We start from the raw sequence: 25,751 nt of genomic DNA, 5'->3' as shown, positions 1-25,751 counted from the left end.
GGGAATGGCGATGGGGCGCATGCGCGGCTTCACCCTGCTCGAACTGATGATCGTGGTGGTGATCATCGCGGTGCTCGCCGCGGTGGCGATCCCGACCTACGGGCGCTACGCGTTCCGCGCGCATCGGGCGGACGGGCAGGAGCTGCTGCTGCGCGTGGCCACGGCGCAGGAGCGCTACTACTCCACGGCCAATGCCTATGGCGGCCTCACGGACATCGGCTTCGACAATCCGGCGATCTCCGAGAAGGGCTTTTACTCGGTGACGGTGGTAGCCAGCTCCTCGTCGCAAGCCTTCGTGGCCACCGCCACGCCGGTCGGGGGGCAGGCCAACGACGTGTGCGGGCCGCTGACGATCGACAACGCGGGCGTGAAGACGCCCGGCCCGGCGTCGGCCTCCTCCAACAGCAACGGCAGCTGCTGGTGATCGCCATGAATGCCATGCCCAACCGCGCGCGCGGCTTCAGCCTGCTGGAGCTGATGATCACGATTACCGTGATGGCGATCCTGCTGGCGATCGCCGTGCCCAGTTTCCGTGACGTGATCCATCGCAACCAGGTCAGCTCGGCCAGCAACGCCTTGCTGGCCAGCGTGAACTACGCGCGCAGCGAAGCGATCACCCGCGGCCAACTGGTGTCGATGTGCCCGGGCGACAAGACCTCGGGCTGCACCTCGGGCGGCACGGTGTACGACCAGGGCTGGATCGTCTACACCTACCCGGCCGGCGCGGCCTCGGCCAACAAGGCCTACGCAGCAGCCAGCTCGATCCTGCTGCGCGCCACCGATCCGCAGACCAACGTGTCGATCCAGGCCAAGAGCGGCACCATCGTCACCTTCGGCCAGCAGGGCCAGCTCAAGCCGAGCACGCCGCTGGTGTTCGCCACCTGCTACCGCAGCGGCAGCAGCGGCGCCGGCACCATCACCGCCAAGGTGCCCGGCGTCCAGCTCGATGTGAACGGCTCGGGCAGCGTCACCACGAAATCGCTGACGACCGGGAGTTGCACGCCCAGCTGAGCCGGCCCAGGCATTGAACATGGCGCCGTCGCGGATTCCGCGGCGGCGCTTTTTTTACACGAGTGTCATCGAAGTCCCTGCGGCCGAGGCTCATCTCCAACAGTCCTGCGGTTCACGCTCAAGGCGATTGGCAGCGAGCGGTGTCGAGTTGCGAGGCGGCGAGGCGCTCACGTAGATCGCCTGGCGCGCGAGATGGCGGTGTAAACCAATTCGCGCGTGAGGATGCGGTTGTCTTCGTCGGGCGGCAATTCAGGCGGATGGGAACGCCCTCGATTCTGCATTTTGCGCGGGAAAACGCCCCTTCTCCGGGCCGTGTTCGGTCCCTGCGCCCTCCCGGGCTTTATGCCACGGCTTGCAGGCGCTGCACGGTCGGCTGCTTCCGTTGCTCGGCCAGCGACAGCTCGTAGTTGGCCTGCAGCGTCATCCAGAACCGGGCGGTACTCACGCCGGCGCGCTCCAGCCTGATCGCCAGATCCGGGCTGATCCCGGCACGGCCGTTGATGACGCGCGACAACGTGGTGCGGGACATCCCGAGCCGGTGTGCGGCATCAGTGACTTCGATGCCGAGCGGCAGCAGCACGTCTTCGCGCAGAAGCTCTCCGGGGTGCGGGTGATTCTTCATCATGGCCATGACCTCTTTCAGTGGTAGTCCTGATAGTCGACCAGCTCCACGTCGGTGCCGACAAACCGGAACGTGACACGCCAGTTGCCATTGACCCACACGGACCAGTGGCCTTTCAGTGCCCCTTTGAGTGGATGGAGTTTGTAACCAGGCTGGTTCAGTTCAGCCTGTGACGTGGCTGCGTCGAGCGCCGCCAGAATGCGACCGAGCTTGGGAACGTGCGCAGCCTGCACTCCACGAGCAGAACCTGTCCGGTACAGGGTTTCAAGTCCCTTGTGGCGGAAGCCGATTATCATGGCTCAAGTGTAGCGTGTGGCGATACACGCTGCAATGAAGGTCACATTCTTTACGGCGAACGGATGGCAGCATGCTCCGCCCTCCAGGTGCGTTTCCTGCCTTCGCGGGAATGACGGTGGGGAAAGATTGATGGTCGGGGCGACAACGGGATGACGAAGGGGCGGCAAGGAGGCTGCAAAGGGGGAGTGGCGGCAGGGAAGGGCCGCCGTGTGGCGGTCAGCCGGCGAGGTGCGCGGGGTCGTCGCGATCGCCGCCATCCTGCGCCAACCGCTCGGCCAAGCCGGAGTGGCGGCGGGTACGGCGCGCCACCGCGTCAGCGATGATCGCTTCGCTGCCGAGCAGGCTGAACCAGCGGCGGGCGCGAGTGATGCCGGTGTAGAGCAGTTCGCGGGTCAGCACCGGGTTCATGGTTGCAGGCAGCACCAGGGCGGCATGCTCGAACTCGGAGCCTTGCGATTTGTGCACGGTGAGCGCGTAGGCCGTTTCCACTTCGGGCAGGCGCGAGGGAGCGACCAGGCGCAGGCGCGTGCCGCCGCCTGCTGCCGCGGCGAGGAAGGCCACCGCCAGCCGGCTGCCGCCGCCGGCGACAGGCAGCCGCAGGCACAGCCCGATGTCGCCGTTCATCAGGCCCAGCGCGTAGTCGTTGCGGGTGACCATCACCGGGCGACCTTCGTACCAGCCGCTGCTGGCGTCGATCAATCCCTGCGCGTGCAGCGCTTCGGCGACGAGCTGGTTGAGCTTGTCCACACCATGCGGTCCGTGGCGCAGCGCGCACAGCAACTGAAATCGATTGAACGCCTGCAGGGCGCTGGTGGCCCAGTCTGCGTGGGCGTCGTCACCGGCGTCGGTGGCCGGGCGGCAGGAGTGCAAGGTATCGAGGTAGTGGCGGTAGCCGCAGGCGCCGCCGGGCGCCGCGGTGCCATGGATGACGAGCGCTTGCAGCGTGCCGACGTCGGCAGCGGGCAGCCAGGCGAGGTCGTCGCAAGGTGCGCCCAGCAGCGCCAATGTGGCGGCCGCATCACCCGTGTTCACGTCCTGTGCCAGCCGGCCGATGCCGCTGGCGGCGCTGAAGCGATGGCTCACGCGCAGCATGGCGATGTGTTGATCCAGCGGCTGCGCATCGGCCTGCACGAAGTCGCCGATGTCGTCGCCGCTGGTGGCCGCGATCCACCGTGCGGTGGTGGCATCGTAATGACCACCGTCGGCACGCCGGCACAGGTCGCCCAGTACCGCGCCGGCCTCCACCGAGGCGAGCTGGTCCTTGTCGCCCAGCAGGATCAGCCGCGCCGACGCGGGCAGCGCGTCGAGCACGGCGGCCATCATGTCCAGGTCGATCATCGACGCCTCGTCGATCACCAGCACGTCCAGCGGCAGCGGGTTGGCGCGGTCGTGGCGGAAGCGCCGGGTATCGGGGCGGGCGCCCAGCAGGCGATGCAAGGTGGCCACCTCGGCGGGCACGGTGGCGCGCACGGCGTCGTCCACATCCAGTCGGGCGAGCTGAGCGCTGATCGATGCATTGAGCCGCGCCGCCGCCTTGCCGGTGGGTGCGGCGAGGCGGATGCGCAGCGCCGGCGCCTGTGCGCGCCATTGCAGGGTCTGCAGCAGCCCGAGCAGGCGTACCACGGTGGTGGTCTTGCCGGTACCGGGGCCACCGGTGATCACGCCGAAGCCGCTGCGCGCGGCCAGCGCACAGGCGATGCGCGGCCAGTCGAGTGTGTCGCCGGCAGCGGTCGGGAACAGTCGCGCCAGTTCCTCGGCCAGATACGGCGAGGGTGGTTCCTCACGCGCCACGCGGTCCAGGATGCCTTTCGCCACCTCGCGCTCGTGGTTCCAGTAACGGCGCAGGTAGAGTCGCCCGCCGTCGAGGACCAGCGGCGCACTGGCCGGTTCGCCACCGTCGCCGGCGGCGAGCAGCGAAGACGCGGGCAGGTCGTCGCGCAGCGTGTCGGCCAGTGCACGCCAGTCATCGGGCCAGTCCTGTTCGTCGGCCAGCGCGTCGAGTCCGGCGAGGTCGAGGCAAAGATGACCGTCGGCCAGTTGCCGGCTGAGCACCGCGGCCAGCCAGGCGAGTGCGGGTGCGATGTTCGGTTCCCGTTCGATCAGGAAGCGCGCGAAGGCCACGTCCAGCGGGCGCAGGCGCTGCTGTTGCAATGCGTGGTCGAGCAACGAGGAGAGCATGTCATGCCGCATGCGCGGTGCTCCCCGAGGCGAAGAGCTGGTCGAGGGCGTCGACCAGGGCCAACGGCAGCCGTTCGCGATGCACGCCGCGACCGCTGCCATCCACCCCGCGCAGGTAGAGGTAGAGCACGCCGCCCATGTGGGTGTCGTAGTCGTAGTCGGGCAGGCGCGCCCTGAGCTGGCGATGCAGCGCCAGTGTGTAGATGGCGTACTGCAGTTCATAGCGGCTCTGCAGCACCGAGGTGCGCATGGCCTGATCGGTGTACGCGGCGGCGTCCTTGCCGAGGTAGTTGGATTTGTAGTCGGCCACGTACCAGCGGCCCTCATGCTCGAACACCAGGTCGATGAAGCCCTTGAGCATGCCGTTGACGAGGTTGGGCGCCAGTGCGGGACGTGGTGCGCCATCCAGCGTGTGCGCGGTGACGAGGCGATCCAGCGCCTGCGCCTGCACGAGATTGGCCTCGAACCAGAACTCCAGTTCGGCTCGGTAATGCAGCGGATCGGCAAGCGCGGTCAGCGCCATGTGGGTGCCGCCAGGCAGCGGCAATGGCGTGCGCAGCAGCGCGGGCAGCCAGGCGGTGAGCGGTTCGATCCAGTGCTTCCAGCCGCGTGCCTGGCAGCGGCGGGCGAGGGTGTCGCGCAGCAGCGGCGACGGTGCGGCGGCGCGCGCGAAACCTTCCTCGGCGCAGTGCTCCAGCAGCTCGTGCAGGAACGTGCCGGGCGCGGCGCCACGCTCGAAGCCGTGAATGCCCGGCGCGGATGCGGAGGCCTCGGTGTCGGCTTCCGTCTGCACGGCTTCGGCCAGCGTGGCCTGGCTCGCGGTTTCCGGTGCGGCGTGCGGTGCGGTTTCGTCGTGCCGGGCCAGTGCGCTGTAGCTGGCGATCCACCACGGCGTGTGCGCGGGCAGCGTGCACTGGCGCGCGGGACGTGGTTGGCTGGTGTTGTCCTCGGGCTGGTAGCGCCGGGTTCCCGCGGCTTCGGGAAGGGTGACGAGCTGGATGGCGGACTGGCCCCGGGTCAGCGTTTGCAGCGTGGGCATCAGCTCGCCGGCCTCGATGATGTTGCCGCCGGCCAGCACGTAGCCGAAGGCGGATTTGTGCAGGCCGGAATCCTTCTTTGCGCCGTCCTTGAGGCAGCCCACGCCCAGCCAGCACAGATAGCGGCCGCGGGTGAGTGCGACGTAGAGCAGGCGCAGGTCTTCCTGCAGGCGCGCGATCTCGGCGGCTTGCCAGGCGTCATTGCCGGGGCGCAGGTCGAAGTGCGCCACGGCGTGTTCGTCGTGCCAGAGCAGTGGTTTCTTGCCGTCGGTTTCCCTGTAACCGCAGACAAAGGGCAGCAGCACCACCGGGTACTCCAGGCCCTTGGATTTGTGGATGGTCACCACCTTGATCAGGGCGGCTTCGCTTTCCAGTCGCACGATCTGTTCTTCGGGTGCCTCGCCACCGGCGGGGTTGGCAATCTGCGCGGCGAGGTGGCGGATCAGCGCGTGTTCGCCGTCCAACCCGGTAGCGGCTTGTTGCAGCAGCTCGGCCAGGTGCAGCAGGTTGGTGAGCGCACGCTCGCCGCCATCGCGTGCGAGCAGGCGCGCGGGCACGCCGAAGCGGTGCAGCAGTTCGTGCAGCATGGCCAGCACGCCATGGCGTCGCCACAACGCATGCAACTGGCGGAAGTGCTCGCCGCAGGCTTCCCAATGGGCCTCGTCGGTGTTCAGGCGATCCAGCTCGGCCAGGCTCTGGCCCATCATCGGCGTGGCCAGCGCGGTGCGCATGGCGCGGTCGTTGCCGGGGTTGGCACAGGCGGCGAGCCAGGTTTGCAGCTCCTTGGCCTCGCCGCTGGCGTAGACCGATTGCTTGTCCGAGAGGTACACGTGGGCGAGGCCGCGCGCGTGCAGCGCCGCGCGCATCGCGGCGGCATCGTTCCTGTCGCGCACCAGAATGGCGATGTCGCCGGGTCGCAACGGCGTGAGCCGGCCCTCCTCGCCGACGAAGCCGCAGCGGCCTTGCCGCGCGGCGGTGAGCCATTCCACCAGCTGCGCGGCGGCCTGGGCGGCAAGCGTCTCGCGATAGTCGCCGGCGCCGATGGTGGTGGCGGACGTCTGGACGGCCATTTGCATGGCCGGCAGGTCGGCGCCGTCGAGTTGAAGCCGATCCTTGCGGCCCCTGGCGTTCACCGCGACGAAGGGAAGCTTTGCGCCGAAGCCGAAGGCGCCCGTGACGCGCCCGCTCGTGGCGTGCTGGTCGGCGAACTCGAAAACGTGGTTGACCGCCTTCACCAGCGCATCGGTGGAGCGGTAGTTGGTGTCCAGCGTCCAGTGGGGGCTGGCGGCCTTGTCGCGCGCGGCGAGGTAGGTGTGGATGTCGGCGCCGCGAAAGCCGTAGATCGCCTGCTTGGGGTCGCCGATCAGCAGCAGCGCCTTGCCTTCGGCGCCGTGGAAGACGCGCTGCAAGATGCGCCACTGCAGCGGGTCGGTGTCCTGGAACTCGTCCACCAGCGCCACCGGGTATTGCGTGGCGATCAGGCGCGCGAGGGTATCGCCGGTAGCTCCGCGCAGGGCGGCATCCAGGCGCTTGAGCATGTCGTCGTAGCCGAGCAAGGCCTGCTTGCGGCGGGCCTGGTCCGTACGCTGCGCCACCCAGGGCGCCGCATGGGCGAGCAGCAGCGGCGGCAGCGACGCGGCCTGCCGGCGCGCGGCCAGCAGATGCTCGACCGCCGCAAAGGCGTCATGCGTGGGCGGCTGCTTGCCGGCCATCGTGCGCTCGGCGAAATAGGCCGGCGTGAAGCGCTCCAGCGTGGCGTCGTCGAGCGCGTTGCCCTGTGCCCAATCGAACATGCTGGCGAGATGGCCGGACAAGCCACGGGCTTGCAGTCGGCGGCCGTCGAACACTTTGGTTTGCGAGGCCGCGAGAAGCAGCGCTTCAATGGCATCGGCGTGCTGCAGCCACAGGCTTCGCGCCTGCATCTCGGCGGTGTGCAGGGCCTTGGCCTGCGCGGTCAGCAGGTCGCCGGGATCGCGCAAGGCAGTCAGCGGCTGGCCGTCCAATTGCAGACGCTCGACGTGGGGCAGCAGCGGCTTCAGCGCGGCCTGCAGCGCGTCGGGCGTATCCCACGACTGCGCGTACAGCGCGGCAGCTTCGATGCCCAGCGTCAGCACATGGCCGCGCCAGTAGTCGCGCACGGCTTCGGCGAGCAGGTCCGCCTCGTCGGCCACGGCATCCGCGCTGGCCGTCTCGCCGCTGGCGAAAGCGTGCTGGGTGAGCATGCGCTGGCACCAGCCGTGAATGGTGAACACGGCGGCCTCGTCCATCCACTGCGCGGCGAGTTCCAGCTGGCGCGCGGCGCGGGCGCGCGGTTCGGCGCCGGGGTATCCGGCGATCAGCTCGCGCAGGAAATCATCCGGCGCGGCCTGGTCGCGGAAGGCGGCGGCAGCTTCGGCCAGGCGCGTGCGGATGCGCTCGCGCAGCTCGGCGGTGGCGGCCTTGGTGAATGTCATCACCAGGATCTGCGCGGGCAGTAGCGGCGCGCCCCCGCCGTGGCCAAGCACCAGGCGCAGGTACAACGCGGCGATGGTCCAGGTCTTGCCGGTGCCGGCGCTGGCTTCGATCAGCTGGGTGCCGGTCAGCGGCAGGCGCAACGGGTTCAGGGCTTGCGCGGCGCTCATGCGGATTCTTCCATGACACGTGCGCCGTCCAGCAGGGGGCGGTACAGGTGCAGCCAGCGTTCGAAGCCGGCGTCGTGCAGGGTGGCGAAGTCGGGCCAGCGGCGGGCGAGGTCGGGTTCCTCGTCGACCTCGCCGTGGCCGTGCGGGCCATCGCTGTGGTCGTAGACCCTGCTGGCATGGACGAAGGGATCTTTCTGCTTGTCGGGGCCGGCCCCCTGGTTCGCGGCCTCGACCTGCAGCCACGCGAAGGCGCTCTTGCGCACGATCGGCAGTGGCGTGGTCATGCCGGTGGCAAAGGCGGCGAGCAGGTCGTCGAGGTGGTGCTTTGCGGTGGCGACGTCCAGCGGGAGCAACTGCACCAGTGCGTCCGGTGCCACGATGCAGGTGGTGGCGGGCAGTGCGTTGGCGTTCGCCAGCAGGTGCGCGACCCAGTGGGCGAGCAGCTTGTCGTGGCGCAGCGCCTTCTTGTCCACGAGCTTGCTGGCCGTGGCGATGAGGCGGGTGAGATTGCCGTGCTCATCCTCGCGCAGGTCGTCCAGGCCGTCTTCCACGATCAGGCCGTGCGCGGTGGCGCGCAGCAGGCAGGTGTTGCCGGTGCGCGGGTAGTGCGCGTCCAGTGCCTGCCAGCGCGTGGCGACGCGCTCGACGGCGGCTTCCATCGGCTCCAGCGTCAGCGCGCCGAAGCTGCCCGGCGGCAGCGCACCTTGCTCGTGCAGGCGTTGCATGGCTGGCGCCACCGCGTCGTGGCCGTCATGGATGGCGGTGCGCAGCAGTGCGTCGGTGAACTGGTGGTTCTCCAGATGATCCAGCGCAAAGGGCTCGTTGTCCGTGTCGACCTCATCGTCGCCGGCAAAGTGCACCCCGAGGCGTTCGGCATAGAACACCTTGGCGGGCGACTTGAGGAAGCGCTGCAGCAGGGCGAGGTTCAACGGCGTTTCCCGCTGCCAGGGCTGGAGCGGGGCGTCGCCGCCGGCCGGTGCGACCTGGCGTGCGCGCTGCCATTCGCCGGCATAGGTGAACAGTCGCGCATCGCTGGCGGTATCGAAATAGCTGGGACTGAAGGCTTGCAGCGGGTACTCGGTGGTGAGGGACAAAAGGGGGTCGGAGTCACTTTTCGTGGCGGCCGACGCTGGCGAGCGGTCATCGGAAAAGTCACTCTGCCCCCCTTTTTTCCACCCCGCGGCGAGGTAGTCGCGCAATTGCCCCACCAGCACCGACGGCGGCAGCTCGCTGTTGTCGCGAGCGCTCTTGCCCACCCAGCTCACGTACAGTGCGTCGCGGGCGGCGAGCAGGGCTTCGAGGAAAAGGTAGCGATCGTCTTCGCGGCGGGAGCGGTCACCGGGGCGTGACTGGCCGGGCGTGGCCATCAGGTCGAAATCCGGCGCGTTGGCGCGGCGCGGGTAGGCATCGTCGTTCATGCCGAGCAGGCACACCACGCGGAAGGGAATGGCGCGCATCGGCATCAGGGTGGCAAAGCTCACCGCGCCGCCGAGGAAGCGTTGCGAAAGATGGCTTTCGTCCACCGCGCCCAGCCAGTATTCACGCACGACGGCAAGTGGCAGGGCGTGGCCGAAGCCCGCCTCAAGGCAGGTTTGCTCCCATGTTTCCAGCGCATCGGCCAGACGTTGCAGCAGGATGGCGTCGCCGTCGTCGCGGCCGGCATCGAAGAACGCCGCGAGCAGGCCGCGCAGGCGATCGCCCCACGCCGCGGGCGTGGCCGGGGTGGCGAGCAGGCGGCCGTAGTGGTCGAGCTGATCCAGCAGTTGCGCCAGCGGGCCGACCAGGGCGGCGTCCAGTCCGGCCACTTCGCCGTAGGGGGCAATGCCGTCCAGTGATTCGCCATCGCCCACCGCGTAGCCCAGCAGCATGCGGCGCAGACCGAAGCGCCAGCTGTTCTGTTCCTCCGGCGGCAGGCCCAGGTTTTGCTTTTGCGCGCCGTCCAGGCCCCAGCGGATGCCGGTGCCTTCGATCCAGCGGCGCAACACGGGCAGGCTGGCCTCATCCAGCTGAAAACGGCAGCGCAGTGCGGGCGTGTCCAGCAGGTCGAAAATGTCGCCCGCGGCGTAGCGTGATTCGGGCAGGCGCAGCAGTTGTTCCAGCGCCACCAGCAGGGGCGCGGTGCCGCGCGCGGGGCGGTCGGCGATGCTGCAGGGCATGTGGCGCGGGTCGTTCGGCGGCAGGCGGCCGAACACGGCCTGGATGTGCGGTGCGTAGGCGGCGATGTCGGGCACCATCACCATCACGTCGCGCGGCGCCAGCGGCTTGCCATCGCGCACGGCCTGCTCGAACCGGGCGAGCAGGTTGTCGTGCAGGATCTCCACTTCGCGCTGCGGGTTGTGCGCAACGTGGAAGCGCAGCGAGTCGTCGCCGGCGATCAGCTGCCGGCGTTGCGCGGGGTGGGCGGGCAGCGGCTCCAGGTCGAGGATCGCCCGCTGCACCTGGTGCAGCAGGGTGTCCGTGCCCGGATCGTCGAACAGGTCGATGTCGCGGCCCAGTGCGGCGAAGCGTGCGCGGTACGCGGCCGGCGCATCGAAGCTGTCCAGCAGGCGGATGTAGTCACGGCCCTGTTTGCCCCAGGCGGCCAGCAGCGGGTTGGCGTGCTGGTGCAGGTCTTCGAAGCGCGGTTCGGGCGGCAGGCCGGGCTTGCCGGCGTGGCGGCGCTGCGCCGCCTTGAGCAGCTCGCGATCCTCGATGATGTCGGCCCAGTAGTGGCGACACGGGTTGGCCACCACCAGCAGCACCTGGCTGAAACGGGCCAGTGCGGTGAGCGCCTCCAGGGTCTGCTGCGGCAGGGAGGAGATGCCGAACACCACGATGCGCCGCGGCAGCGCCGCTGGCCGTTCGGCTGCGGTGGCGAGGCGCTCGACGAAGCTGCGATGCACGGCGGCGCGATGCTGCCGGCGTTCGGCGGGACCGACGTCGTCCAGCAGCAGGCGCCACAATCGCGGTTGCCAGTGCTGGCTGGCCTCGATGGATGTGCGCCGGCCACGCAGGTCGTCGCGCAGCACGTCGTCGCCGTGTTCCCAGTCGTCCAGCCAGTCCGCGCGATAGACCTGGTACTGGTCGAACAGGTCGGCAACCTGCGCGGCGAGCTGGTACTGGCGCAAGCCGTCGGCTTCGGCGTGCCCGGCCAGCAGGTAATCGCGCAACGGGCCGAAGTCGGGGTCGTCCACGTGCTGCGGAATCAGCCGCAGCAGCCGCCAGGTCAGCCGCGACTTGTCGAACGGCGAGGTGGTGGCCACCGCCTCGCGGCCCAGCACCGCGCGATAGGCGGTCCACAGGAACCGCCCGGGCAACTGCATGTCGATCGCCGCGCTGATGCCCAGCCCGCCATCCGCCGGTGCGCGGGCCAGCGCCAGCTTCAGCCACTGCGCGATGCCGTTGCTCTGCACCAGCATCAGCTCGTCTTCCAGCGGCCGCAGCGGCGTGCCTGCCAGCCAGGCGGCGAGCAGATCGCGCAGGTCTTCCAGGCGGTTGCCGTGCAGCACCATCAGGCCCGCTTCGATCGAACTCCCGGCAGAGATCGTGGCGGTGCTCACCGGGGGCGTGGCTCGTGTGCGCTCATGCGGCGATTGTCTCCAAGTGGAGCGGCATTGTCGCCCGTCCGGGTCTCGACGCCTGCGACGGGTGGGCCGTGTCGATCCGCGGCGCGCTGGTTCGTCGGTGAAGTGAAGCCGGCGCACGGTGATCCGGCCCCACGGGAGACACTTGCGATGCGATGCATGGTGATAGTCAAGGCCACCGCCGAATCGGAAGCCGGCGTGATGCCGAGCCAGGAGTTGCTGGCTGCGATGGGCAAGTTCAACGAGGAGCTGGTCAAGGCCGGCGTGATGCTTGCCGGCGAAGGGTTGGCGCCCAGCGCGCGCGGTGCGCGGGTGACGTTCTCGGGCAGGCAGCGCCATGTCGTCGACGGGCCGTTCGCCGAGACCAAGGAGCTGGTCGCCGGCTTCTGGCTGTGGCAGGTGAAATCGCTCGACGAGGCGATCGCCTGGGTGCGGCGTTGCCCCAATCCGATGGAGGGCGAGTCGGTGATCGAGATCCGCCCGGTGTTCGAGGCGGAGGATTTCGGCGAGGCGTTCACGCCCGAGCTGCGCGAGCAGGAAGCCCGCCTGCGCGCGCAACTGGGCCACGAGTAGGGCGGGTACCGCCCGCCAGCGCGACGGGCGGCAGCCCCCACCAACGGCGCTTGCGCCCGCCGCGGACCGGTGCTGTGATCGGCGGTCATGAGCATGACCGACACCCATCGCGCCATCGACGCGGTCTGGCGCATCGAATCGGCCCGGCTGATCGCCGGCCTCGCGCGGATGCTGCGCGATGTCGGGCTGGCCGAGGAACTGGCGCAGGACGCGCTGGTGACGGCGCTGGAACAGTGGCCGCAAACCGGCGTGCCGGACAACCCCGGCGCCTGGCTGATGACCACCGCCAAGCGCCGTGCCATCGATCGCCTGCGCCGGCACAAGCTGGTCGAACGCAAGCACGAGCAACTTGTGCACGAATGGGATCGCGAGCACGAATCCGCCGAGGCCGTCGCCGAACGCACGCTGGACGACCCGTTCGGCGACGATCTGCTGCGGCTGATCTTCACCGCCTGCCACCCGTTGCTCTCGATGGAGGCACGGGTGGCGCTGACCCTGCGCCTGCTCGGCGGGCTGGGCACGGACGAGATCGCGCGCGCCTTCCTGGTGCCGGAGGCAACGATTGCCCAGCGCATCGTGCGGGCCAAGCGCAGCCTGGCCAAGTCGGACGTGGCCTACGAGGTGCCGCGCGGCGACGAGCTGGCTGAGCGGCTGGCCGCCGTGCTCGGGGTGATCTACCTGATCTTCAACGAGGGCTATGCGGCCACCACCGGCGACGACTGGATGCGCCCGGGCCTGTGCGAGGACGCGCTGCGCCTGGGCCGCGTGCTGGCCGGGTTGATGCCGCGCGAGCCGGAGGTGCATGGGCTGGTGGCGTTGATGGAGATCCAGGCCTCGCGCGCCCGCGCGCGCACCGATGCGCGCGGCGAGCCGATCCTGCTGCTCGACCAGGACCGCGCGCTGTGGGATCGCCTGCTGATCGGCCGTGGGCTCGCCGCGCTGGAACAGGCGCGCCGGTTGGGTGGCGAGCTGGGCCCGTACGCCTTGCAGGCGGCGGTGGCGGCCTGCCACGCGCGCGCCGCCACGGCTGCGGAAACCGACTGGCCGAGGATCGCCGCGCTGTACGCCGTGCTGGCCCGGGTCGCGCCCTCGCCGGTGGTGGAGCTCAACCGCGCGGTGGCGGTGGGCATGGCCAGCGGTGCGGCCGAGGGCCTGGCCCTGGTCGATGCGCTGGGCGACGAGCCGAGCCTGCGCCATTACCACCTGCTGCCCGCCGTGCGCGGCGATCTGCTGGCGCGGCTGGGGCGCGGCGAGGAGGCGAGCCGGGAGTTCGAGCGCGCCGCCACGCTGACCCGCAACCGTCGCGAGCAGGCCATGATGCGCGAGCGGGCGCGTGCCTGCCGGTAGCGGCGCTGATCGGCCCGTTCTGACCCAAACGGCATGGATTTCCCCGGCCGCTGTCCGGCGGCATGGCGCGGGAATGCGGGCGATGCCTGCAGGCAAGGGGTTTCCGTGGTGCGGTTGCGGTGGCGTGGAACTTGCTTCTACTGCGCCGTGAACCGGTTTCCGGCGGGCTCTCGGTGGGGCGCAGCGTCTGGCTGCCGCCCGTCTTTCGGCCATCGGCCGGCTGAGCGGGGCGTCGGAGAGGATATTTGGGGGGAATGATCGGCATGGCGGTGCAGGGGCAGGATCGGCAGGATGGCGAACTTCGCGAGCGCTTCTACCAGAGCGTGGCGGAGACGCTTACCCTGCTGCACCCGGCCGCCGGCTACGATCGCCGCCGCGCCCTGCTCGAAGTGGCCACCACCGTGGTCAGCACGATGGATCTGCCGCTGGTGTGGATCGGCCGGCGCGAACTGGGCCAATCCACGCTCGAGCTGATCGCCGCCGGCCCCGCCGCGGAGTACGCCAGCGTGTGGCCGGTCAGCGACGATCCGCGCGAACCGGGCGGCCGCGGCCCGGCCGGAGCCGCCTTGCGCGACGGCCGTCCGCAGCTGGCCTCGATCGACTCGCCCGGGGACGCGGACTGGCAGGGCTCGGCCCATGCCTACGGCCTGGACTCGGTCATCGTGGCCGCCGCCGGCACCGCCGACGGTGGCCAGTTGGCGCTGGCCGCGTACTCGCGCCGCGGCGGCCCCGCGCTCACCGACGAACTGCTCGACTGGGCGCAGCGCCTGGCCGACGAGCTGGCCCGGTTCTGGGACGACCAGGCGCAACTGGAACGCAACCTGCGGCTGGGCCGTTTCCGCGATGCGCATCGCACGATCCAGCGCGCGCTGCTGGCGCACCCCGAGCCGGCGGCGATCTACATGACGCTGGCCAATGCACTGGTCAAGGACGCCGCGGCCAGTGCGGTGATGGTTTATGTGCCCGAGGGCGAGGTGTTGCGCCGGGAAGTGGGTGCCGGGCCGCTGGTCGAGCGGCTGGCGACGCTGCCCGAACCGCCGCGACAGGTCGACGAACCGCCGATGCCGGTAGCCACCCAGGCGTGGATGGAGGGTGAACCGGTGGTGCGGCTGCGCCCGTCGGCGTGGCCCGACGTGTCGCTCGTGTGGCACGGCGAGTCGCTGGGCGAGGTGGCAGCGATCGGTTGCTGGCCGATCTTCCAGACCCTGCCCCGCGACAGCGGTGTCGAGTACCACGCCGCCGCCGTGTTGTTGCTGGCGGCGGCCGAGATCGACGCGTTCGATGCCGACCTGTGGCGCCTGCTCGACGAGATTTCCGACACCGTCGGCCTGGCGCTGCGCCAGTACTCGCAGCGCCAGGCCCTGTTCCGCGAACAGGAGCGGCAGACCTACCTGGCGCTGCACGACGCACTGACCGACCTGCCCAACCGGCGCGCACTCGATTACCACCTCGAACGCGCGCTGGCGCGGGCGGCCCGGCACCACCATCTGGTGGCGGTGGGCATGCTCGACCTGGACGACCTCAAGCCGATCAACGACCGCCACGGCCACGCCGCCGGCGACCGCGTGCTGGTCGAGGTGGCACATCGCCTGCACGACGCACTGCGCTCGGAGGATTCGGTGGCGCGCGTGGGCGGTGACGAATTCGTGCTGGTGCTGGAGGACCTCGCCAGCGAAGACGACCTGGCCATGCTGCTGGAACGGCTGTGGCAATCGCTGCAGCAGCCGATCGCGCTGGGCGGACAGAACAACATCGACATCACCGTCAGCCTGGGCGTGGCCTTGTATCCGACCCACGCGCAGGACAGCGGCGAGCAACTGCTGCGACTGGCCGACCAGGCGATGTACCAGGTCAAGGCACACAAACAGCAGCGCGCCAACTGGTGGGCGCTGGCGCGCAGCGAAGGCGCCCCCGTTGCGGCGGCGGGCGATGAGGCCGGCATCGCCGAGGCGCATGGCCCGCAGGCGGCCGCGGTGCTGCGCGCGTGTGCCGAGGTCTGGCAAGCGCAACTGCCGGTGGTGGCGCAGCGCTTCCATGCCGCCCTCGGCGCCCATGAAGGCATCGCCGGCCTGCTGGCGAGTTTTCCCGCGTCGGCGCGGGAGGCGTTCGAGGAACGCCTGGCGCGCCATCTGCAAACCCTGTGTTATCCCGAGCTGGAAGAAGCCGGCCAGCGCGCAGGCGCGATCCGCGCCGGTATCTGCCAGGCCGCGTGCGGGCTGGAAGAAGCGTGGCTGGCCGAGGCGATCGAGCAATTGCGCGGGATCCTCGCCGGCGCCCTGGGACGCGGTCCGCGCGCCCAGCGCGATGCGCTGGCGATCGTGCTGCAGCGACTGGCGATGGACCAGCAATGGCAGCTGGAAAGCATGCGCGACCTGCAGCGGCGGCGTGACGCGGCGCTGGCGAAGATCCACGCCGCGGCGTGGTCGGCGCACGACAGCCTGGACCTGCTCGAAGACGCCGTGCAGGTGCTGGCGGCGCACGAGGAACTGGTCGTCTGCGCCGCCGGTCGCCCGGATGCCTCCGGCGACATGGTCAGCGAGCTGGTGGCCGGCGCGGTGCCGGCCGAATACCTGCGCATTACCAACCACGGCGTGGCGCCGCCGCTGCAGGTCGATCGCGCCGCGGCACGGGCGGAAGAACCGCTGCGCCGCGCCTGGCAAAGCGGTGCCGTCGAACGCAGCGCGCACTACGGCAGCGATCCGGTGATGGCCTTGTGGCGCGACACCGCCGAACGTCACGGCATCGTCTCGCAGGTCGCGGTGCCGCTGTGCCTGGCCCCGGGCCGGCCGGTGGCGCTGCTGGCGCTGTACAGCGGTTATGCCGGCGGCTTTCGCAGCGAGCACCAGCGCGCGTTCATCGCGCAGATCAAGCAGGTACTGGAACTGGCGCTGCTGCGCATGGCGCCGCAACGCCAGTTGGCGACCCTGCTGCCGGCCTTCGTGCGCCAGCGCTGGCGCAGTCTGCTGGCCGGCGGTGCGCTGCGCATGCACTATCAGCCGATGGTGCGCCTGGCCGACAACCAGATCGCCGGCTTCGAGGCGCTGGCGCGGCTGCGCGACGCCGCTGGCGGCCTGCAGCTGCCGGCCAGTTTCATGCCGGCGCTGGGTGCGGCAGGGCTGATGCGGCTGTTCCGCGACGGCATCATCCAGGCGGTGGCGCGGCAGCAGTCGCTGGCACGCAGCGGGCTGGCGCTGGGCATGTCGGTCAACGTGCCGGTGGCGGCGCTGCGCGATGCCCGCTACGCGCGCACGGTCGAGACCATCCTGCAGGCCAGCGGCTGCCCGCCCGACGCGCTGCGTTTCGAGGCTTTCGAGAACGCCAGCGGCATCGGCTGCTGGGCGTTGCTGGCCGAAACCGGCGTGCAGTCGCTGAAGTCGATCGAGCACCACGCGCCGGGCGACGACCGCGCGCTCAGCCGCAACCTGGTGGCGCGGCTGAGCCAGTCGCCGTTCGACCGCATCAAGGTCGACCACGCCATCATCGGCCAGGTCCGGTTCGACCCGCTGGGCACCCTGCGCGCGCTGCGCCAGTTGATCCGGGTCAGCCACGACCTGGGTCTGGAGGTGGTCGTCGAAGGCCTGGAATCGGCCGGCATGCTGGAGGCCGCCGCGATCCTCGGCGCGGATTTCGGCCAGGGCTTTGCGCTGGCCCACCCGATGCCGGCGGAGGCGTTGCCCGGGTGGCTGGGGACCGTCCGTCCTCCGCGGCCGGGCGCATCGCCGCGCCATGCGCTCGGCGCGCTAGCCAGCGCGCTGCGTTGGGAGGAGCGTTTCGCCGCGTTGTTCGACGTGCCCGATGCGCTGCGCCGCCACGTCCATGCCGGCGGCGGCGTCGGGGACTGGCTGCGCACCGCCGAGGGCGTCGGCGCGCCGTTGCGGCTGGCCTGGCGCGAGATGCTCGACGGCGCCGCCGCGGGGCCGTTCGACCCCGGCCACGGCCGGCGCCGCGACCGGCTGTTCGCGCTGCTGGTCGAGCACGCGCTGGCCGAGGAGCAGGCCCCCGCTCGCTGACCAGCGCGGGCCGATCTGCACAAGCGCAAGTTGATGCGGCGACGGACCGATTTCCGGTAGGCTGATGATCGTTGCACCGAATCACCCACGACTGCCGCTTTGCCGGTGACTCCCGGCTTGTGCGGCAGGCAAACGCGCCGACACGATCCACGACGACGGGGAGCCGCCGAGGGAGTCCATGCCGAACCGAGCTGCCGTGCCCGGCGAACTGCGCGAGCGCTTCTATCGAAGCGTGGCGGAAACCTTGAGCCTGTTGCATGCCGCTCCCGGTCACGATCGCCGCCGGGCACTGCTGGAAGTCAGCCGCATCCTTGCTGCCACCATGAAGCTGCCGTTGGTGTGGATCGGCAGGCGCGAGAGCAACATGCACGCGGTCGAGGTGCTGGCCGCCGCGGGGCCGGCGCAGGCCTATGCCGAGACCCTGCGCTTGAGCGACGCGATGGACGAGCCCGGCGGCCGCGGCCCGGTCGGCATCGTGCTGCGCGAGGAGCGCGCCCGCGTCACCCCGGTGGCCTCCGCCGAGTTTGCGTACTGGCGCGCCGCCGCCCGCCAGCACGGCTTCGGTGCCTGCATCGTGGCCGCCTCGCGTACCCGCGACGGCGGCCAGCTGGTGCTGGCCTCGTACTCGCGCGAGGGCGGCCCGGCGCTGGGCGAGGAGCTGCTGGACTGGGCCCAGCGCCTGGTCGACGAGCTGAGCCGGTTCTGGGACCACCAGATGCTGCTCGAACGCAGCATCCGCATGAGCCGTTACCGCGATGCGCAACGCACGATCCAGCGCGCGTTGCTGGAGCAACCCGACCCGGACGCGATCTATCCCACGCTGGCGCGTGCGCTGGCGGACATCGCCGGCGCTGCGGCGGTCGACGTGTTCGCCGCCGTGGAGGGCCAGGACACCTTGCGCCGGGTGGCCCTGGTCGGGCCGATCGCCGAGGTGATGCTGACCCTGCCGATGCCGCCGCGGCACCAGGACGGCCCGCGCACCATCGCGCCTACCCAGGCGTTCATGCAGGGCACGCCGGTCATCCGGCGCAAGCCCACGGCAGGCACGCCGAGCGACAACCCCTGGCGCCCCGAGCTGAGCGAGCACGCCAGTGCGGTCGGCTGCTGGCCATTGTTTGCCGGGCCCGTCGATGGCACCGACCCGAATGCGCGCACGCCGACCGGCGTATTCGTGGTGGTGACCGCCGAACCCGATGCGTTCGACGAGGAAATGTGCCGGTTGCTCGACGAGATCGCCGACGCCGCCGGGCTCGCCCTGCGCCAGCATGCGCAGCGCCACGCCCTGCGCCAGGAGCAGGAGCGGCAGACCTACCTCGCCTCGCACGACGATCTCACCGACCTGCCCAACCGGCGCGCGCTGGATCGCCATCTGGACGCGGTGCTGGCCAGCGCGCGGCGGCAGGGGCGGCGGGTCGCGGTCGGTCTGCTCGACCTGGACGATCTCAAACCGATCAACGATCGCCACGGCCACGCGGTGGGCGACCGCGTGCTGGCCGAGGTGGCCGAGCGGCTGCGCCTGCTGCTGCGCGGCGGCGACTACGTGGCGCGCTTCGGCGGCGACGAGTTCGTGCTGGTGTTCGACGACCTGCAGCACGAGAGCGACCTGGACGACCTGCTGGAACGGATCGGTGCCGCGTTGCTGCAACCGGTGCCCATCGACGGCCGGCTGCTGCCGATCGGCGCCAGCCTGGGCATCGCCACCTATGCCAGCGACGGCCATGCCAGTGGCGAGCAGTTGCTGCGCCTGGCCGACCAGGCGATGTACCAGGTCAAGGCGCGCAAGCGCCATCGCACGCGCTGGTGGGCGATGGCGCGCTCCGACGGCGCGCTGGCCACGGTGGAACCGGAAGGGCCGGTCGCACCCTACGGCGAGCAGGCCACCATGTTGCTGCGGGCCTGCCGCGACAGCTGGCAGCCGCGGCTGCAGGCGGTGGTGGAGAGTTTCTGCGCGGCGCTGCTCCAGCACGAAGGCATCGGCACGCTGCTGCGCGCGTTGCCGGACGGCGAGTACCGCGCGCTCAAGCTGCACATGCTGGCGCATCTGCAGGTGCTGGCCCGCGCGGACCTGGACCTGGCCGCCCACCGCAAGCGCGCCACGCGCACCGGCCTGTTCCACGCCGCCTGCGGGCTGGAGGAAGTGTGGCTGCTGGAGGCGATCGAGCAACTGCGCGACGACCTGGTCACGGTGCTGGCCTCGGCCGACCGCCGCGCGCTGGACGTGGTGCTGCAACGGCTGGATGCCGAGCGGCATTGGCAGCTTGAAAGCATGCGCGCGCTGCAACGCCGGCGCATGGCGCTGCTGGCCCGGCTCAATGCGCTGGCGTGGTCGGCCGAGGGCTATCTTGGCCTGATCCAGGGCGTGGTCGACATCCTCGCCTCGCACCAGGAATTTGCCGCCTGCGCGGTGGGGCGCCCGGACGATTCCGGCCGGCTGACCTACGAGGCGGTGGCGGGCAATGCGTTTGCGGCCTACCTGCGCGCGCTGAGCGCGGGCGAGGCATTGCCGATCCGCGTCGATCCCGGTCACCCGGAGGGCGGCGGGCCGAGCGGGCGCGCCTGGCGCACGGTCAGCATCCAGCGCTGCGTGCATTTCGGCAGCGATCCGGCCATGGCCAGCTGGCGCGACATGGCGCTCGGGCTCGGGGTGGTCTCCAGCGTTTCGATCCCGCTGTGTCCGTCGCGCGACAACCCGGTGGTGGTGCTGTCGCTGTACAGCCCGTATGCCGGCGGCTTGCAGAGCGAGGATCAACGTGCCTTCGTGGAGCAGGTCAAGTCGGTGCTGGACCTTGCGCTGGCGCGGCTGTCGCCACCGCGGCAGGGCGCCGAATTGCTGCCGTTCTTCGTGCGCGAGCGCTGGCGCGCGCGGATCGCCACCGATGCCTTGCAGATGCACTACCAGCCGCTGATCCGGCTGGCCGACGGCGCGGTCACCGAATTCGAGGCGCTGGCGCGCTTGCGCGACGTGGACGACCAGCTGCTGGCGCCTGGCCGCTTCCTGCCCGCGCTGGATGCCGATGACCTGATCGTGCTGTTCCGGCATGGCCTGGCGCTGGCCACCGCCTGCCGGCAATCGCTGTGCGGTGCGGGCCACCCGCTGGACATGTCGGTGAACGTGCCGGCGGCGGCGCTGGAAGATCCCCGCTACGGCGCGGCTGCCGCCGCGGTCCTCGCCGACAGCGGTTGCCCGCCCGCGGCGCTGCTGCTGGAGATCCTCGAATCCCCGCTGGCCAGCGAACACCCCGGCTCGCTGGACGAGCCGGGCATGCAATCGCTGAAGGCGCTGGGCGTTCGGCTGGTCGAGGACGACCTCGGTGCCGGCTACAGCTCGCTGATCCGGCTGCGCCAATGGCCGTTCGACCGCATCAAGATCGACCAGGCGATCGTGCTGCAGGCCCGGCGCGACCCCTTGAACACGCTGCGTTTCATCCGCCAGCTGATCCGCATCGGCAACGACCTGCGGCTGGAGGTCGTGGTGGAAGGGCTGGAAACGCCCGACCTGATCGAGGCGGCCTCGCTGCTGGGTGCCGATTTCGGCCAGGGCTACGCACTGGCCCGGCCGATGCCGGCCGAGGCGCTGCAAGGCTGGCTGCGCGCGCATCGCCCCGCTCCGCGGGCGCAAGTCCCGCTCACCAGTCTCGGCGCGCTGGCCAGCGAGTTGCTGTGGGAGGAGCAATTCGTCGCGCTGCCGGCCGAGTCCGCGTTCTGGGCCACCCACAGCGGACGCACCTGCGGCCCCGGCGAATACTTCCACCTGGCCGATCTCGACGACAGCCTGGGCGCCAGCCACCACGCCATGCACGTAGCCGCGCTGAAAGGCCCGCAAGACCCGCACTACCGCCGCCTGCGCGAAACGTTTCTGGCCGCACTGGTCGCCCACGTGCTCGAATCGTCGGGCTGATCGTGCCGGGGCAGGCGAGATCCGTGTCGCTTGCCCGGCCCAGCCATTGATCACCGGGCGCCGGCCATCCCAGCGTCGGCGCCGCGCCGGAGTTCGCGCGATGGTTGACCGGCTCGGCATGTATCCCTAAAATTGCGCGTTCTCGGCGGGCGATTAGCTCAGCGGTAGAGCACTGCCTTCACACGGCAGGTGTCGCAAGTTCGATCCTTGCATCGCCCACCATACAGAATCGCGAAAAGGCCACCCAGCGGGTGGCCTTTTTCGTGTTCGCGGCGAAGGAGGCGGCCTTGCCGATCGCCGCCGGCTGCGGCGGCGTGCAAGGAGCGATGGTGGCGAATTGCTAGACTTGGCGCCTTTCCCGACGCAAGCGCACGCTCATGGCATTCCTCGACACCGAACTGGTTCGCATCCTTCACGCGCTGCAGCAGTTCGAGCTGACGCCGTGGAAGATCGTCGGCTTCGCCGGCACGCTGATGTTCACCAGCCGCTGGTTCGTCCAGCTCTACTACACGCGCAAGTACAAGCGCGTGGTGATGCCGCTGTCGTTCTGGTGGCTGTCGGTGTGCGGCAGCGTGTTGCTGCTGGCGTACTTCGTGTTCGGCAAGAACGACTCGGTGGGCATCCTCTCCAACTTCTTCCCGGTGTTCGTGTCGGTCTACAACCTGGTCGTTCACCTCCGCCATCGAAAGAACGGCATGACCGGCGACGCCACCGCTTGAGTTGACGCAGGGCGGGCCCTGCCCGCCGCCAGTGCCCGCCCTGCCCGGGCGATCGGTCAGTCGGGGTCGTAGTCGAGGTTGGCGGCGAGCCAGCGTTCGGCCTCGGCCTGGCTCCAGCCTTTGCGTTTGGCGTAGTCCTGCACCTGTTCCAGGCCCAGGCGGCCGACCACGAAGTACTGGCTGCCGGGGTGCGAGAAGTACCAGCCGGAGACGGCGGCTGCCGGGTACATCGAGAAACCTTCGGTGAGTATGATGCCGGCGTTGTTCGTGGCGTCGAGGAGCTTGAAGAGCGTCGCCTTCTCGGTGTGATCGGGACAGGCCGGATAGCCGGGGGCGGGGCGGATGCCCTGGTATTTCTCGGCGATCAACGCCTCGTTGTCGAGGCTTTCGTCGGGCACGAAACCCCAGAACTCCTTGCGCACGCGCAGGTGCATGCGTTCGGCGAAGGCTTCGGCGAGGCGGTCGGCCAGCGCTTTCAGGATGATCGCGGAGTAGTCGTCATGGTCGGCGTGGAAGCGCTCGAGGTGCGGCTCGATGCCGAGGCCCGCGGTGACGGCAAAGCCACCGATCCAGTCGGGCTTGCCGAACGACTTCGGCGCGATGAAATCGGCCAGGCACAGGTTGGGGCGTTCCACCGGCTTGTCGGCCTGCTGGCGCAGGTGGTGCAGCGTGGCCAGCGGCTGGGTGCGGGTGTCGTCGGTGTAGATCTCCACGTCGTCCATGAGGTTGGCGGCCGGCCAGAAGCCGATCACCGCGCGGGCCGTGAGCCACTTCTCGTTGACGATCTTGTCCAGCATCGCCTGCGCGTCGGCGAACAGTTCGCTGGCCTGCGTGCCGACCACGGCGTCGGTGAGGATGGCGGGATAGTGGCCGGCCAGTTCCCAGGCCTGGAAGAACGGTGTCCAGTCGATGGTTTCGCGCAGCTCGGCCAGCGGGTAGTCGTCGAACACGGTGAGGCCGGGCTGCACCGGCTGCGGCGGGTCGTAGTTGGCCCAGTCGCAGCTGAAGCGGTTGCCGCGTGCGTGCGCCAGCGTCACCAGCTTCTTGCCGGGGCCGCGGTGCTTGTGGCGCTCGCGCACCTCCGCGTACTCGCTGCGCACCTTGGCCAGGAAGCCGTCGACCAGCTCCTTGCTGACCAGCGATTGCGCCACGCCGACCGCGCGCGAGGCGTCCTTCACCCACACGCAGGCGGTTTCGTAGTGCGGCTCGATCTTGATCGCGGTGTGCGCGCGCGAGGTGGTGGCGCCGCCGATCAGCAGCGGGATGCTGAAGCCGCGCCGCTTCATTTCGCGGGCGACGTTGGCCATCTCCTCCAGCGAAGGGGTGATCAGGCCGGAGACGCCGATCATGTCGGCCTTCTCCTCGATCGCGGTGTCGAGGATCTTCTGCGCCGGCACCATCACGCCGAGGTCGATCACCTCGAAGTTGTTGCAGGCGAGCACCACGCCCACGATGTTCTTGCCGATATCGTGCACGTCGCCCTTGACCGTGGCCATCACGATCTTGCCGTTGCTCTTGCTGGTGTTGCCGCTGAGTTTTTTCTCCTCTTCCATGAAGGGCAGCAGCCACGCCACCGCCTTCTTCATCACGCGGGCGGATTTCACCACCTGCGGCAGGAACATCTTGCCGGCGCCGAACAGGTCGCCGACCACGTTCATGCCGTCCATCAGCGGACCTTCGATCACGTCCAGCGTGCGGGTGACGGTCTGGCGCACTTCCTCGGTGTCTTCCACCACGAACTGGTCGATGCCGTGCACCAGTGCGTGTTCCAGCCGCTTGCGCACCGGCAGTTCGCGCCAGGCCATGGCGTTGCTATTGTCCTGCTCGCGCGCGCCTTTCTTGTGCTTCTCGGCGATCTCCATCAGCCGCTCGGTGGCGTCGGCGCGGCGGTTCAGCACCACGTCTTCCACGCGCTCGCGCAGCTCGGGTTCCAGCTCGTCGTAGATCGCCAGCTGGCCGGCGTTGACGATGCCCATGTCCATGCCGGCCTGGATGGCGTGGTAGAGGAACACGCTGTGGATCGCCTCGCGCACGGCGTCGTTGCCGCGGAACGAGAACGAGACGTTGGAGACGCCGCCGGAGAGGTGCGAGTACGGGAAGCGTTTCTTCAGTTCCTTCGCCGCCTCGATGAAGTTCACCGCGTTGTCGGCGTGCTCCTCGATGCCGGTGCCGATCGGGAAGATGTTGGAGTCGAAGATGATGTCTTCGGGCGGAAAACCCACTTCTTCGGTGAGCAGCTTGTACGAGCGCTCGCAGATTTCCAGGCGGCGCGGCACGCTGTCGGCCTGGCCGTTCTCGTCGAAGGCCATCACCACGGTGGCGGCGCCGTAGCGCAGGATTTTCCGCGCCTGCTCCAGGAATGGTTCTTCGCCTTCCTTCAGCGAGATGGAGTTGACCACGCCCTTGCCCTGCAGGCACTTCAGGCCGGCCTCGATCACGCTCCACTTGGAGGAGTCCACCATCACCGGGATCTTGGCGATGTCCGGCTCGGCGGCGATCAGGTTGAGGAACTTCACCATTGCCGCTTCGGAATCGAGCAGGCCTTCGTCCATGTTCACGTCGAGGATCTGCGCGCCGCTCTCCACCTGCTGGCGGGCCACTTCCACCGCTTCGTCGTAGCGGTCTTCCTTGATCAGCTTCTTGAACTTGGCCGAGCCGGTGACGTTGGTGCGCTCGCCGATGTTGATGAACAGCAGGTCGGGCGTGATGACCAGCGGTTCGAGGCCGGACAGGCGGGTGTGGCGCGTCATGGTCATGCGGCCTCCGCTTGATCGACGCAAGGCAGCGCACGCGGCGCGCAATCACGCACCGCCTCGGCGATCGCCTTGATGTGAGCCGGCGTGGTGCCGCAGCAGCCGCCGACCAGGTTGAGCAGGCCGTCGCGGGCGAAGTCGGCGATCACGCCGGCCATGTGTTCGGGCGTCTCGTCGTATTCGGCGAAGGCATTCGGCAGGCCGGCGTTCGGGTGGGTGCTGACATGGCTTTCGGCGATGCTCGCCAGGGTCTGGATGTGCGGGCGCAGGTCCTCGGCGCCGAGCGCGCAGTTGAAGCCGACCGACAGCGGCTGTGCGTGGCGTACCGAGTAGTAGAACGCCTCGGCGGTCTGGCCGGAGAGCGTGCGGCCGGAGCGGTCGGTGATGGTGCCGGAGATCATCACCGGCACGCGCGCGCCGCGCTGGTGGAACAGTTCGGACAGCGCGAACAGCGCGGCTTTCGCGTTCAGCGTGTCGAAGATCGTCTCGACCATGATCACGTCGGCGCCGCCGTCGATCAGGCCGCTGGCCGCTTCGGTGTAATTCGCCGCCAGCTCCTCGAAGGTCACGTTGCGGAAACCCGGGTCGTTGACGTCGGGCGACAGCGAGGCGGTGCGGCTGGTCGGGCCGAGCACGCCGATCACGAAGCGTGGCTGCTGCGGCGTCTTCGCCGTCATCGCGTCGCAGGCGGCGCGGGCCAGCTTTGCGCCTTCCAGATTCAGCTCGTGGGCCAGGTGCTGCAGCTTGTAGTCGGACTGGCTGATGCGGGTGGAGTTGAAGGTGTTGGTCTCGACCAGGTCGGCGCCGGCTTCGAGGTAGGCGTCGTGCACGCCGCGGATGATTTCCGGGCGGGTCAGGGTGAGCAGGTCGTTGTTGCCCTTGAGGTCGCAGCCCCCTGGATGGTCATGGGCATGACCGTCGTGCGCGTGCGCGTGGCCGTCGTGGCCGTGCTCGAAGCGCTCGCCGCGAAAGCCCTCTTCGTCGAGGTGGTGCGCCTGCAGCATGGTGCCCATGGCGCCGTCGATGATCAGGATGCGTTGGCGCAGCGCCTGTTCCAGGGCGGCGACGCGATCGGGGTGGAGCCAGGGCAGGGTGTTCATTGCAACGTCCTTGCAGACAAGA

At 69.7% G+C, this 25,751-nt stretch carries 14 protein-coding genes and 1 tRNA gene; 8 read left to right on the top strand and 7 right to left on the bottom strand.

Annotated elements, in window-relative coordinates; all coding sequences use genetic code 11:
* Positions 1-10: 10 nt before the first annotated feature.
* Entirely contained in the window at positions 11-424 is a 414-nt protein-coding gene (locus ACVCL3_RS05000) for a type IV pilin protein (RefSeq protein WP_395117527.1), read from the top strand.
* Between the two features lie 5 nt (positions 425-429).
* Entirely contained in the window at positions 430-1,011 is a 582-nt protein-coding gene (locus ACVCL3_RS04995; protein ID WP_447099233.1) for a GspH/FimT family pseudopilin, read from the top strand.
* Positions 1,012-1,351: 340 nt separating this feature from the next.
* Here the strand turns inward: ACVCL3_RS04995 and ACVCL3_RS04990 are convergent, their stop codons facing one another.
* The 5 genes from ACVCL3_RS04990 to recC form a co-directional block, all read right to left on the bottom strand.
* On the bottom strand, positions 1,352-1,642 hold the full coding sequence (locus ACVCL3_RS04990; RefSeq protein ID WP_447099232.1) for a HigA family addiction module antitoxin: 291 nt from the start codon (positions 1,640-1,642) through the stop codon (positions 1,352-1,354).
* A gap of 8 nt (positions 1,643-1,650) precedes the next feature.
* Complete coding sequence (locus ACVCL3_RS04985) at positions 1,651-1,929, bottom strand: type II toxin-antitoxin system RelE/ParE family toxin (RefSeq protein WP_447099231.1); 279 nt, start codon at positions 1,927-1,929, stop codon at positions 1,651-1,653.
* Between the two features lie 217 nt (positions 1,930-2,146).
* Positions 2,147-4,120 (bottom strand): exodeoxyribonuclease V subunit alpha, encoded by a 1,974-nt coding sequence (gene recD, locus ACVCL3_RS04980; RefSeq protein ID WP_447100591.1) that lies wholly within the window; start codon positions 4,118-4,120, stop codon positions 2,147-2,149.
* The gene (gene recB / locus ACVCL3_RS04975; protein WP_447100590.1) at positions 4,110-7,766 is read right to left on the bottom strand and encodes an exodeoxyribonuclease V subunit beta; all 3,657 of its coding nucleotides are present in this window, start codon (positions 7,764-7,766) and stop codon (positions 4,110-4,112) included. The genes recD and recB overlap by 11 nt, the downstream gene beginning before the upstream one ends.
* A complete protein-coding gene (gene recC, locus ACVCL3_RS04970) occupies positions 7,763-11,305 on the bottom strand; it encodes an exodeoxyribonuclease V subunit gamma (RefSeq protein WP_447100589.1) in 3,543 nt (1,180 codons plus the stop codon). The genes recB and recC overlap by 4 nt, the downstream gene beginning before the upstream one ends.
* A 174-nt stretch (positions 11,306-11,479) precedes the next feature.
* On the opposite strand from recC, the gene ACVCL3_RS04965 reads away from it, so the two are divergent.
* The 6 genes from ACVCL3_RS04965 to ACVCL3_RS04940 all read left to right on the top strand — a co-directional run bounded on the left by ACVCL3_RS04965 (position 11,480) and on the right by ACVCL3_RS04940 (position 21,876).
* A complete protein-coding gene (locus ACVCL3_RS04965; protein ID WP_447100588.1) occupies positions 11,480-11,902 on the top strand; it encodes a YciI family protein in 423 nt (140 codons plus the stop codon).
* 87 nt (positions 11,903-11,989) lie between these two features.
* On the top strand, positions 11,990-13,249 hold the full coding sequence (locus ACVCL3_RS04960; protein ID WP_447100587.1) for an RNA polymerase sigma factor: 1,260 nt from the start codon (positions 11,990-11,992) through the stop codon (positions 13,247-13,249).
* Positions 13,250-13,503: 254 nt separating this feature from the next.
* Positions 13,504-17,259, top strand: a complete 3,756-nt coding sequence (locus tag ACVCL3_RS04955; RefSeq protein ID WP_447101566.1) for a diguanylate cyclase domain-containing protein — start codon at positions 13,504-13,506, stop codon at positions 17,257-17,259.
* A gap of 178 nt (positions 17,260-17,437) precedes the next feature.
* The gene (locus tag ACVCL3_RS04950) at positions 17,438-21,157 is read left to right on the top strand and encodes an EAL domain-containing protein (protein WP_447100586.1); all 3,720 of its coding nucleotides are present in this window, start codon (positions 17,438-17,440) and stop codon (positions 21,155-21,157) included.
* A gap of 147 nt (positions 21,158-21,304) precedes the next feature.
* A tRNA-Val gene (locus ACVCL3_RS04945) sits at positions 21,305-21,379 on the top strand.
* 155 nt (positions 21,380-21,534) lie between these two features.
* The gene (locus tag ACVCL3_RS04940; RefSeq protein WP_447100585.1) at positions 21,535-21,876 is read left to right on the top strand and encodes a lipid-A-disaccharide synthase N-terminal domain-containing protein; all 342 of its coding nucleotides are present in this window, start codon (positions 21,535-21,537) and stop codon (positions 21,874-21,876) included.
* Between the two features lie 56 nt (positions 21,877-21,932).
* Here ACVCL3_RS04940 and metH read toward each other — a convergent pair whose 3' ends face one another.
* The gene (gene metH, locus ACVCL3_RS04935) at positions 21,933-24,632 is read right to left on the bottom strand and encodes a methionine synthase (RefSeq protein WP_447100584.1); all 2,700 of its coding nucleotides are present in this window, start codon (positions 24,630-24,632) and stop codon (positions 21,933-21,935) included.
* Positions 24,629-25,729 (bottom strand): homocysteine S-methyltransferase family protein, encoded by a 1,101-nt coding sequence (locus tag ACVCL3_RS04930; RefSeq protein WP_447100583.1) that lies wholly within the window; start codon positions 25,727-25,729, stop codon positions 24,629-24,631. Before ACVCL3_RS04930 ends, metH begins: the two co-directional genes overlap by 4 nt.
* Positions 25,730-25,751 lie beyond the last annotated feature (22 nt).

Source organism: Rhodanobacter sp. UC4437_H4 (genome assembly GCF_052978425.1).
Note: the sequence above shows the minus strand (reverse complement) of the source record. Positions and strands in the feature narration are given on the sequence as shown.